Raw genomic sequence first — 11,844 nt, 5'->3', positions numbered from 1 at the left:
GACAAGGGCACCCCATGGCATGACGGGGCCGGGGTTGGCAGGCTGTCGCCCATGACCGCGATCAAGCCAGCCCCCGACGACGACCGGCTTCCGCCGGTGCGCGCGCCCTTCGGCGCGGCGACGTGGAAGGAGATCACGCATCTCCTGACCAACCTTCCCGAATCGATCATCGGATTTGTTTACACAGTTGTCATGGTCTCGCTCGGCGCCGGTCTGTCCGTGACCGTCGTCGGACTGCCGCTGCTCGCGTGCGGGCTGTGGGGGGCGCGGCAGCTGGGGCGGTGGGAGCGGTGGCGGGCGCGCGTGCTGCTGGGGGTACGGATCGAGGAGCCGACTCCGATACCCGGGCCGAAGCGCTCGGGCGGTTTCTTCCCGTGGCTGTGGACGTCGCTCAAGGACCCGGTGGCGTGGCGTACCGCGCTGTACGGCCTGGTGCGGTTGCCGTGGGGCGTACTGACTTTCACCGTAACGCTGACGGGGCTGATCGTGCTGTGGCCGGTGCTGCCGTGGGTGGTGCGTGCGCTGGCGAACGTGGACCGGGCGATGGTGCGCGGGCTGCTCGTCCCCTCGGACGAGCTGGAGCGGCGGATCGCGGAGCTGGAGTCGGACCGCGGGGTCGTGGTCGACACGGCGGCGGCGGATCTGCGGCGGATCGAGCGGGACCTGCACGACGGTGCGCAGGCGCGGCTGGTCGCGCTGGCGATGGGGCTGGGCCTGGCGAAGGAGAAGCTGCTGGAGGACCCGGACGCGGCGGCGCTGATGGTCGACGAGGCGCACGGCGAGGTCAAGCTGGCCCTGCAGGAACTGCGGGACCTGGCGCGCGGCATCCATCCGGCCGTCCTGACGGACCGGGGGCTGGACGCGGCGCTGTCGTCGGTGGCGTCGCGGTGCGTGGTGCCGGTGCGGGTGGAGGTGGACCTGCCGGCGCGGCCGGCGGAGGCGATCGAGGGGATCGCGTACTTCACGGTCTCGGAGCTGCTGCAGAACATCAGCAAGCACGCGGCGGCGCGGAGCGCGGCGGTCGAGGTGTGGCGGTCGGGGGAGCGGCTGCTGATCCGGGTGTCGGACGACGGGCGGGGCGGGGCGCGGATGGACCGCGGGACGGGGATGGCGGGGCTGGCGGAACGGCTGGGGGCGGTGGACGGGGTGTTCGTCGTGGATTCACCGGACGGCGCCGGCACGACGGTGACGGCGGAACTCCCCTGGCGCGACCGCCCGCTCCCCCGCTGACGGTCCCCCCGGCTCGCGGCCGCCGCCGCGCGGACCTTCAGCCTCTGCGTCGACGGTACGCCGACCGGTAATCGATCCGCGCCGCCCGGCCCACCGACGGCGGCGCACCCGCCCAGCACACCCGGGGCCGGCAGGCCGGCCGACGCCGGTGGGCAGTACGCCGCCCAGCCCGCCCGGGGCCGCTACGTCGGCCGACGCCGGTGGGCAAGCCAGCCGACGTGCCCGTGGCCGTACGCCCGCCGAGCCCGCCCGGGCCGGTACGCCGCCCGGACCCGGTGGGCAGTACACCCGCCCGGCACGTCGGTGGCCGTACGGCCGGCCGCTCGCCCGGACCCGATACGCCGGCCGACGCCGGTGGGCAGTACGCCGCCCAACGCGCCCGTGGCCGTACGCCCGCCCGGCACGCCCGTGGCCGTACGCCCGCCGAGCCCGCCCGGGGCTACTACGTCAGCCGGCGCGTCGGCGACCGCAAACTGCGGGCTGGGCGCCCGCCGAGCACCAAGTGCCACCGGGGCGGCCGTGTGGGGCCGGGTGCGCGGGACGTGGCCGACACGCCCCGCCCGGGGCCCATACCGGCCGGCGCCGGTGGGCAGTACGCCGCCCAACGCGCCCGTGGCCGTACGTCCGCCGAGCCCGCCTGGGGCCACTACGTCGGCCGGTCCGTCGCCGACCGCAGCCTGCGGGCCTGTGCGCCTGCGGCGCGCCGAGCAGCGAGTGCCGCCAGGGCGGCCGTGTGGGGCCGGGTGCGCGGGACGTGGCCGACACCGGTCACCGGATCCGGCCGTTCCGGGACCCGGGGCCGAGGGCCGGCCCTGTCGTCCAGGTAGCGCCGGTAGGGCCCGCGGCGCCTGGCGCTGGTATCGCAAGGCGGAGGACGTACATGGGTGCTCCGACAGCGCGGCGAGGTGCGGTGCCTGGGGGTACCTCCCAGTGGTAGCTGGGGGAGCGTCGCGGGCCAGGCGGGACTTTGACGGCAGGGCCTGGTGACCCGGGCGCTCGGAGGCCGTGGCTACCGGTGCCCGGATGCGCCGCGGGCGTCGGCCGGGACTCGGGGGTGGCCCGCACCGGGCCATGGGTGCAGTGATCGACCGTGGCTGACCTGCGGAGCCGGGGCCGGATCCCTGGGCGACCAGGGCGGCGGGCCCCCTACCTCCCGCGATCAGGGGCGTGAGGCACACCGCCGGGTACGGATGGGCCGGTCGGGACCATCGCCGCATCGCCGGGCCCGGCCGCGCACGAGCCGGCCCCGCCCGCCCGGAGCCGGAGGCCACCTCGGCCTGGGGCGCCACCCGACCCGCCCCCAGGAGCCCCGCGCGGTGCTCAGCCACACGCACCGGTTGGGCCCGCCCGCCGAAGGGCCCGCCCCCTCGGACCGCAGGGCCCAGAGGCACCGGCACCCCCGCAGACCCCGGGCGCCCGGGCAAGCCCGCGCCCGTACCCCGGGCCCCGCCCCCCGGGTGACGCCGGGCCCCGTCCCGGGTCACGCCCGGCCCCGCCCCCTGTGACGCAGGGCCCCGCCCCCGCGCCGCCCCGGGCAACCGGGCCAGCCCGCGCCCATACCCGGACACCCGCCCCCGCGTGGCCCCGAGCGACCGGGCAAGCCCGCGCCCATGCCCCGGGCCCTGGCCCCCCGGTTACGCCGGACCCCCGCCCCCTGGTTACGCCGGACCCCCGTCCCTCGGTGACGCCGGGCCCCACTCCCCCGGTTCTGCCGGGCCCCCGTCCCTCGCTTACCCCGGGCACCCGCCCTGGCGCGGCCCCGGGCGACCGGGCGAGCCCACGCCCGCAAGCCGGGCCCCGCCCCCGCGCGACCCCGGACCTGCCCGGTTACCCCGGGCCCCCGCCCCCCGTAGACCCCGGGCAACCGGGCCAGCCCGTGCCCGTACGCCGGCCCCGCCCCCGCGCCGCCTCCGGGCAACCGGGCCAGCCCGCACCCGTACCCCGGACACCCGCCCCCGCGCCACCCCGAGCGACACGGCTAGCCCGTGCCCGTACGCCAGGCCCCCCGCGCGACCCAGCCAGCCCGCGCCCGTACCCGGGCGTCGCCCCGGCGCAGCCGGGCGACCGGGCGAGCCCGCACCCGTACGCCGGACCCTCGCCCCCGGTGACGCCGGCCCCCGTCCCCGCGCGACCACAGACACCCGCCCCGCGCCGCCCCGAGCAACCCGGCCAGCCCCCGCGCGTACCCGGGCACCCGCCCCCGCGCAACTCCGGGCAACCGAACCAGCCCGTGCCCGTACGCCAGGCCCCACCCCGCGCGACCTCGGACAACCGGCCTACCTCACGCCCGCACCCCAGGCCCCGCCCCGCGCGACCCCGGGCAACCGGGCCAGCCCCCGCCCGTACGCCGGACCACCGCCCCCCGGTGACGCCGGGCCCCGCCCCCGCGCGACCCCGGACGACCGGCCCAGCCCGCACCCCGGGCACCCCCCGTTTACGCCCGGCCCCGCCCCCCGGTAGGGATAACCCCCCGTCGCGGACGCCGACCCGCTGCATGGTGGGTGGGGGGTGGGGGCGGGGAGGGTGGGGGCATGGTTGGTCGTGGAGAGGATGGGGTGGGGAACATGGTGCGCGTGTTGCAGGGGCCCGTGTCGCGGCGGACGTGGCGGGCGTTCGGGTATCTGTTGCTCGGGCTGCCGTTGAGCACCGTCTTCTTCGCGCTCACGATCACCGGCCTGAGCCTCGGCGCCGGTCTGCTGGTGACCTTCCTCGGGGTGCCGCTGCTCGCCGGGGTGCTCGCCATGTGCCGGGGTTTCGGCCACGTGGAGCGGGCGCGGGCCCGGGCGCTGCTGGGCCTGGAGATCGCCGACCCCGCGCCCGTCCGCCCGTCCAAGCCCGGAGCCATGGGCCTGATCGGGGCCACGCTCAAGAACGGCAGCGCCTGGCGGCACGTGCTGTACGGCGTGATCCACTTCCCGTGGTCCGTGTTCGCGTTCGTCGTCTCGCTCTCCCTGTGGGCGTACGGCTGGGGCTTCCTGCTGTACCCCGCCTGGTTCTGGGTCTTCCCGGCCTTCACCGACCAGCCCGGCCTGCAGCTCTTCCAGAACGACGACTACGCCCTCTACCTCGACTCGCCCGCCGACATCGCCCTGACCTCCCTCATCGGGCTGGCCCTGACCCTGGTCACCCCGGCCGTCATCCGCGGGCTCACCGCCGTCGACAAGGCGCTGGTGACCGGGCTGCTCGGGCCCTCGCGGCTGGCCAGCCGCGTCACCGAGCTGGAGTCCGACCGCGGGGTGGTCGTGGACACGGCGGCCGCCGATCTGCGGCGCATCGAGCGGGACCTGCACGACGGGGCGCAGGCCCGGCTCGTCGCGCTCGCCATGGATCTGGGGCTGGCCAAGGAGAAGCTCGCCCATGACCCGCAGGCCGCCGCCCGCATGGTCGACGAGGCGCACGGCGAGGTGAAGGTCGCCCTGCAGGAGCTGCGTGACCTGGCCCGCGGGATCCACCCGGCGGTCCTGACCGACCGCGGCCTGGACGCCGCGCTGTCGTCGGTGGCCTCGCGGTGCGCGGTACCCGTACGGGTGCGGGTCGACCTCCCCGCGCGGCCCGCCGCAGCGATCGAGGGCATCGCCTACTTCACCGTCTCCGAGCTGCTGCAGAACGTCAGCAAGCACGCGCGGGCCCGCTCCGCCTCCGTCGACGTGTGGAAGTCGGGCGACCGGTTGCTCATCGAGGTCGTCGACGACGGGCTCGGGGGCGCGAGCAGCGGCACGGGCCACGGCCCCGGTACCGGGATCGCCGGGCTCGCCGAGCGGATCGGGGCCGTCGACGGGGTGCTCGTGGTGGAGTCGCCGGCCGGCGGCGGCACCACGGTCACCGCCGAGCTGCCCTGGCGGGAGTAGGCGGGAGCAGGCGGGAGTAGGTGGGAGCAGGCCCGGCTGCCGCTCCCGGAGCCACCGGACACGTCATGCCCCCGGATCCACGACGAAATCCGGGCGATCCCTGGGATGCTTGCGGCATCACAGTGATCGTCACCGTGATGGCGAGTGGATACGGGGGCTTGTGAGTCGTGGACGACAGGGTGCGGGTGGTCATCGCCGAGGATTCAGTGCTGCTCCGTGAGGGCCTGACCCGGCTCCTGACCGACCGGGGGCATGACGTCGTGGCCGGCGTCGGGGACGCGGAAGCCCTGCTGAAGACGGTGTCGGACCTGGCGGGCGAGGGTGCGCTGCCGGACGTGGTGGTGGCCGACGTACGGATGCCGCCGACCCACACGGACGAGGGGGTCCGGGCGGCGGTGCGGCTGCGCAAGGACTATCCGGGCATAGGCGTGCTGGTCCTGTCGCAGTACGTGGAGGAGCGGTACGCCACCGAACTGCTGGCCGGTTCCAGCACCGGCGTGGGCTACCTGCTCAAGGACCGGGTGGCCGAGGTGCGCGAGTTCCTCGACGCCGTCGTACGGGTGGCCCGGGGCGGTACGGCCCTGGATCCCGAGGTCGTGGCGCAGTTGCTGGGCCGCAGCCGCAAGCAGGACGTGCTGGCGGGGCTGACGCCGCGCGAGCGCGAGGTGATGGGCCTGATGGCGGAGGGCCGGACGAATTCGGCGATCGCGAAGCAGCTGGTGGTCAGTGACGGGGCGGTCGAGAAGCACGTCAGCAATATCTTCATGAAGCTGGGGCTGTCCCCCAGTGATGGGGATCACCGGCGCGTCCTGGCGGTGCTCACCTATCTGAATTCATGAATAGCTGACACTCTGTCAGACAGCCGGTTTTGACCAGGCCGTCTCAAAAGACAGTCCACTATGTGAGCGGTCCGGGGAAGGCCACCCCTACCGACGTAGGGTTGGTTTTGGGAACGTGACGCCTCGAAGGAGGTCCAGTTCAGTGACCAGCCAGGTCAGTACCCCAGCCGAGCAGGCCGACGGGGCGGGAGGGGCTGTTGTCGGTGAACAACGCTCGCCCGAGGGCTCGGGGGGCAAGGAAATCCGCCGTCTCGACCGTGTGATCATCCGGTTCGCGGGTGACTCCGGTGACGGTATGCAGCTCACCGGTGACCGGTTCACATCGGAGACGGCTTCCTTCGGGAACGACCTCTCCACGCTGCCGAACTTCCCGGCCGAGATCCGGGCGCCCGCCGGCACCCTGCCGGGCGTGTCCTCGTTCCAGCTGCACTTCGCCGACCACGACATCCTCACTCCGGGTGACGCCCCGAACGTCCTGGTGGCCATGAACCCGGCCGCGCTGAAGGCGAACATCGCCGACGTACCGCGCGGCGCGGAGATCATCGTCAACACGGACGAGTTCACCAAGCGGCCGATGGCCAAGGTCGGCTACACGACGTCCCCGCTGGAGGACGGTTCGCTGGAGGCGTACAGCGTCCACCCGGTGCCGCTGACCACGCTCACCGTGGAGGCGCTGAAGGATTTCGGGTTGTCGCGGAAGGAGGCCGAGCGGAGCAAGAACATGTTCGCGCTGGGCCTGCTGTCGTGGATGTACCACCGGCCGACGGAGGGCACGGAGAGTTTCCTGCGGCGGAAGTTCGCGAAGAAGCCCGACATCGCGGAGGCGAACGTGGCCGCGTTCCGGGCGGGCTGGAACTTCGGCGAGACCACCGAGGACTTCGCGGTCTCCTACGAGGTCGCCCCCGCCACGCAGGCCTTCCCCACCGGCACCTACCGCAACATCTCCGGCAACCTGGCCCTGTCCTACGGCCTGATCGCCGCGAGCCGCCAGGCCGACCTGCCCCTCTACCTGGGCTCCTACCCCATCACCCCGGCCTCCGACATCCTGCACGAGCTGAGCCGGCACAAGAACTTCGGCGTACGCACCTTCCAGGCCGAGGACGAGATCGCCGGGATCGGTGCCGCGCTCGGCGCGGCCTTCGGCGGGTCCCTTGCCGTGACCACCACCTCCGGGCCGGGCGTGGCGCTGAAGTCGGAGACGATCGGGCTGGCGGTCTCGCTGGAGCTGCCACTGCTGGTCGTGGACATCCAGCGCGGCGGCCCCTCGACGGGGCTGCCGACCAAGACCGAGCAGGCCGACCTGCTCCAGGCGATGTACGGGCGCAACGGTGAGGCGCCGGTGCCGGTGGTGGCCCCGCGCACCCCGGCGGACTGTTTCGAGGCGGCGCTGGAGGCGGCGCGGATCGCGCTGGTCTACCGCACGCCGGTGTTCCTGCTCTCCGACGGCTACCTCGCCAACGGTTCCGAGCCCTGGCGGATCCCCGATCCCGAGGAGCTGCCCGACCTGCGGGTGCCCTTCGCCGACGGCCCCAACCACACCCTCGCGGACGGCACGGAGGTGTTCTGGCCGTACAAGCGTGATCCGCGGACCCTGGCACGGCCGTGGGCGGTACCGGGGACGGCGGGTCTGGAACACCGGATCGGCGGGATCGAGAAGCAGGACGGCACGGGCAACATCTCCTACGACCCGGCCAACCACGACTTCATGGTCCGCACCCGGCAGGCCAAGATCGACGGGATCGAGGTCCCCGACCTCGACGTCGACGACCCCGACCACGCCACCACCCTCGTCCTGGGCTGGGGCTCCACCTACGGCCCCATCACCGCCGCGGTACGGCGGCTGCGGGCCGCCGGGCTCCCGATCGCGCAGGCCCACCTGCGCCACCTCAACCCCTTCCCGCGGAACCTGGGCGACGTGCTCGGCCACTACGGGAAGGTCGTGGTGCCGGAGATGAACCTCGGGCAGCTGGCCACCCTGATCCGGGCGAAGTACCTGGTCGACGCCCAGTCGTACAACCAGGTCAACGGAATGCCGTTCAAGGCGGAGCAGCTCGCGACGGTCCTCAAGGAGGCCATCAATGACTGACACGACGGCAACCGAGAAGACGGCAACCGAGCAGGCGGCGGGCGGAAAGGCTGCGGCCGGAAAGGCGGCGGCCGGCACGACGGCGCACCTGGGCGGCTCGCGCTCGCTGCTCTCGCTGGTGCCGAAGACGGCGGCCAGGCAGTCGATGAAGGACTTCAAGTCGGACCAGGAGGTCCGCTGGTGCCCCGGCTGCGGCGACTACGCCGTCCTGGCCGCCGTCCAGGGCTTCATGCCCGAACTCGGCCTCGCCCGCGAGAACATCGTCTTCGTCTCCGGCATCGGCTGCTCCTCCCGCTTCCCGTACTACATGAACACCTACGGGATGCACTCCATCCACGGCCGCGCCCCCGCCATCGCCACCGGCCTCGCCACCTCCCGCCGCGACCTCTCCGTCTGGGTCATCACAGGCGACGGCGACGCCCTCTCCATCGGCGGCAACCACCTCATCCACGCCCTCCGCCGCAACGTCAACCTCAAGATCCTCCTCTTCAACAACCGGATCTACGGCCTCACCAAGGGCCAGTACTCCCCCACCTCCGAAATCGGCAAGATCACCAAATCCACCCCCATGGGCTCCCTCGACGCCCCCTTCAACCCCGTCTCCCTCGCCCTGGGCGCCGAAGCCTCCTTCGTCGCCCGCACCATCGACTCCGACCGCAAACACCTCACCGAGGTCCTGCGCGCCGCCGCAGACCACAACGGCACCGCCCTCGTCGAGATCTACCAGAACTGCAACATCTTCAACGACGGCGCCTTCGAGGCCCTCAAGGACCAGAACCAGGCCCAGGAAGCCGTCATCCGCCTCGAACACGGCCAACCGATCCGCTTCGGCGCCGACGGACACCAGGGCGTCGTCCGCGACCACACCACCGGAGACCTCCAGGTCGTCGACGTCACCCCCGACAACGAAGACCGGATCCTGGTCCACGACGCCCACGCCACCTCCCCGACCACCGCCTTCGCCCTCTCCCGCCTCGCCGACCCCGACACCCTCCACCGCACCCCCATCGGCGTCTTCCGCAGCACCGAGCGGCCCGTCTACGACACGCAGATGGCCGAACAGCTGGAGACGGCGGTCGAGCAGAAGGGCAAGGGCGACCTGGCGGCGCTGCTCGCCGGCAACGACACCTGGACCGTCGTCGGCTGATCCGCCGGCCCTCCCGTGCCGGAACAGGCCAAGGCCCGCGGCTCCTCAGAGCCGCGGGCCTTGTGCCGTTCCTCGGCCGTCTTCCCGCAGGTCACAGCACTGTCATGACTGTCACCTGTAAACGGACATGACATCCGTCCCGTACGGCGCTACCTTCGTGAGGTTGGCTTGAAGTAATCCAGGAGGGCCCGTGAAGGCAGAGTCGGAGCAGCGCGCGGGTCTGCTCTACGGAATCGGCGCGTACGCGATGTGGGGGCTGGTGCCCCTGTTCTGGCCGCTCCTGAAGCCCTCCGGAGCCATCGAGATCCTCGCCCACCGCATGGTGTGGTCGCTGGCCGTCGTCGGTGTCGCCCTGCTCGCGCTGCGCCGCTGGGGCTGGATACGCGACCTGCTGCGCGCACCGCGCAAGCTCGGCCTGACCGCGCTCGCCGCCTCCGTGATCACGGTGAACTGGGGCGTGTACATCTGGGCCGTCAACAACGACGCGGTGGTCGAGGCGAGCCTGGGCTACTTCATCAACCCGCTGGTCACGATCGCCATCGGGGTGCTCGTCCTCGGCGAGCGGCTGCGCCGCGCGCAGTGGGCGGCGGTCGGTATCGGCGCCCTCGCCGTGCTGGTTCTGGCCATCGGGTACGGCCGGCCGCCGTGGATCTCCCTGGTACTGGCCTTCTCCTTCGCCGCGTACGGACTGATCAAGAAGAAGATCAACATGGGCGGCCTGGAATCGCTGGCGGCCGAGACCGCCGTCCAGTTCCTGCCGGCCCTGGCCTACCTGCTCCTGCTGGGTGCGCGCGGCGAGTCCACGTTCGCCGCCGAGGGCGCCGGGCACGCGGCCCTGCTGGCCGCGACCGGCCTGGTCACCGCGATCCCGCTGGTCTGTTTCGGGGCGGCCGCGATCCGCGTCCCGCTCTCCACGCTCGGCCTGCTGCAGTACCTGGCGCCGGTGTTCCAGTTCATGCTCGGCGTCGTCTACTTCCACGAGGCCATGCCGCCGGAGCGCTGGGCGGGCTTCTCGCTGGTCTGGGCCGCGCTGGCGCTGCTCACGTGGGACGCGCTGCGGGCCGCCCGCCGCTCCCGCGTTCCGCTTCCGGTTGCGGCGCCGGACGCCGGCGCGGCGGCCCCGGCGCGCGAACCCGCGTAGGCGCGGACCCCGGCGCGCGAACCCGCGCAGGCGCGGGCGCGGCCTTCTCCCCTACCCCTCGGCCCCCGGTACGGAACATCCGTACCGGGGGTCGTCCGTTATACGAACTCCCCTGACCGAATTGTGGTCTTGACGCACAGTCATATCATCACTGACCATCGGGCTCGCACTGACGCTCCAACCTCGCACGTTCCGTTCCCATCCCCGTTCGGAATCACGGAGCCCCCACATGAGCCTCTCCGTTCCCCGGCGTCTTGCTGCCGTCACCGCGCTCGCGGTCGCCGGCCTCTTCGCCTCCGCCGCCCCGGGTGCGTCCGCCGCGCCGGCCGCGGTCGCCGCGGCGCCCACGCCGCCGGACATCCCGGTCGCCAACGTCAAGGCGCACCTGTCCCAGCTCCAGACGATCGCCACGAACAACGGCGGCAACCGCGCCCACGGCCGGGCCGGCTACAAGGCCTCGATCGACTACGTGAAGGCCAAGCTGGACGCCGCAGGGTTCACCACCACGGTGCAGACCTTCACCTCCGGCGGTGCCACCGGCTACAACCTGATCGCCGACTGGCCGGGCGGCGACCCCAACTCGGTCCTGATGGCCGGCTCGCACCTGGACTCGGTGAGCTCCGGTCCCGGCATGAACGACAACGGCTCCGGCTCGGCGGCGGTCCTGGAGACCGCGCTCGCCGTCTCCCGGGCCGGCCTGCAGCCCACCAAGCACCTGCGGTTCGGCTGGTGGGGCGCGGAGGAGCTGGGCCTGATCGGCTCGAAGTACTACGTCAACCAGCTGCCGGCCGCCGAGCGCTCGAAGATCTCCGGCTACCTGAACTTCGACATGATCGGCTCGCCGAACCCGGGCTACTTCGTCTACGACGACGACCCCACGATCGAGCAGACCTTCAAGACGTACTTCGCGGGCATCGGCGTCCCGACGGAGATCGAGACCGAGGGCGACGGCCGCTCCGACCACGCCTCCTTCAAGAACGTGGGCATCCCGGTCGGCGGCCTGTTCACGGGCGCCAGCAACACCAAGTCCTCGGCCCAGGCGCAGAAGTGGGGCGGCACCGCGGGCCAGTCCTTCGACCGCTGCTACCACTCCTCGTGCGACACCACGGCGAACATCAACGACACGGCCCTGGACCGCAACAGCGACGCCATCGCCTACGCGGTCTGGAACCTGGGCGCGTCCACCCCGGTCCCGCCGGGCCCGTCCTTCGAGAACACCGCGGACGTGAACATCCCCGACTCCCCCGGTGCCGCGGTGAACTCGCCGATCACCGTCTCGGGTGTCGCGGGCAACGCCCCGGCCACCACCAAGGTGGACGTGAACATCGTCCACACCTACCGCGGTGACCTGGTGGTCGACCTGGTCGCCCCCGACGGGAGCGTCTACAACCTGCACAACCGCTCGGGCGGCAGTGCGGACAACCTGGTCCAGTCCTACACGGTCAACGCCTCCAGCGAGGTCGCGAACGGCGTCTGGAAGCTCCAGGTGCGGGACACGGCCGCACAGGACATCGGCTACATCAACTCCTGGAAGATCACCTTCTAGGAGGCCG

Annotated in this window: 7 protein-coding genes; all 7 read left to right on the top strand. The window is 72.8% G+C overall.

The genetic code is table 11. The annotated features are described in order from the left end of the window. Positions 1–51: 51 nt before the first annotated feature. The 7 genes from ACZ6KO_RS13940 to ACZ6KO_RS13910 all read left to right on the top strand — a co-directional run bounded on the left by ACZ6KO_RS13940 (position 52) and on the right by ACZ6KO_RS13910 (position 11,837). A complete protein-coding gene (locus tag ACZ6KO_RS13940) occupies positions 52–1,230 on the top strand; it encodes a sensor histidine kinase (protein WP_469304239.1) in 1,179 nt (392 codons plus the stop codon). Positions 1,231–3,794: 2,564 nt separating this feature from the next. Then, the gene (locus tag ACZ6KO_RS13935) at positions 3,795–5,078 is read left to right on the top strand and encodes a sensor histidine kinase (protein WP_469304238.1); all 1,284 of its coding nucleotides are present in this window, start codon (positions 3,795–3,797) and stop codon (positions 5,076–5,078) included. A gap of 179 nt (positions 5,079–5,257) precedes the next feature. Then, entirely contained in the window at positions 5,258–5,917 is a 660-nt protein-coding gene (locus tag ACZ6KO_RS13930) for a response regulator transcription factor (RefSeq protein ID WP_401452505.1), read from the top strand. A 142-nt stretch (positions 5,918–6,059) separates the two neighbouring features. Next, a complete protein-coding gene (locus ACZ6KO_RS13925) occupies positions 6,060–8,003 on the top strand; it encodes a 2-oxoacid:acceptor oxidoreductase subunit alpha (RefSeq protein WP_469304237.1) in 1,944 nt (647 codons plus the stop codon). A 145-nt stretch (positions 8,004–8,148) separates the two neighbouring features. Continuing rightward, positions 8,149–9,150: a 2-oxoacid:ferredoxin oxidoreductase subunit beta gene (locus ACZ6KO_RS13920; protein ID WP_469304968.1), complete on the top strand. Its 1,002-nt coding sequence runs from the start codon at positions 8,149–8,151 to the stop codon at positions 9,148–9,150. 190 nt (positions 9,151–9,340) lie between these two features. Further along, positions 9,341–10,291, top strand: coding sequence for an EamA family transporter RarD (gene rarD, locus ACZ6KO_RS13915; protein WP_469304236.1), 951 nt, complete (start codon positions 9,341–9,343; stop codon positions 10,289–10,291). A gap of 229 nt (positions 10,292–10,520) precedes the next feature. Continuing rightward, the gene (locus ACZ6KO_RS13910; protein WP_469304235.1) at positions 10,521–11,837 is read left to right on the top strand and encodes a M28 family metallopeptidase; all 1,317 of its coding nucleotides are present in this window, start codon (positions 10,521–10,523) and stop codon (positions 11,835–11,837) included. Positions 11,838–11,844 lie beyond the last annotated feature (7 nt).

Source organism: Streptomyces sp. NPDC042102, assembly GCF_055582305.1.
Note: the sequence above shows the minus strand (reverse complement) of the source record. Positions and strands in the feature narration are given on the sequence as shown.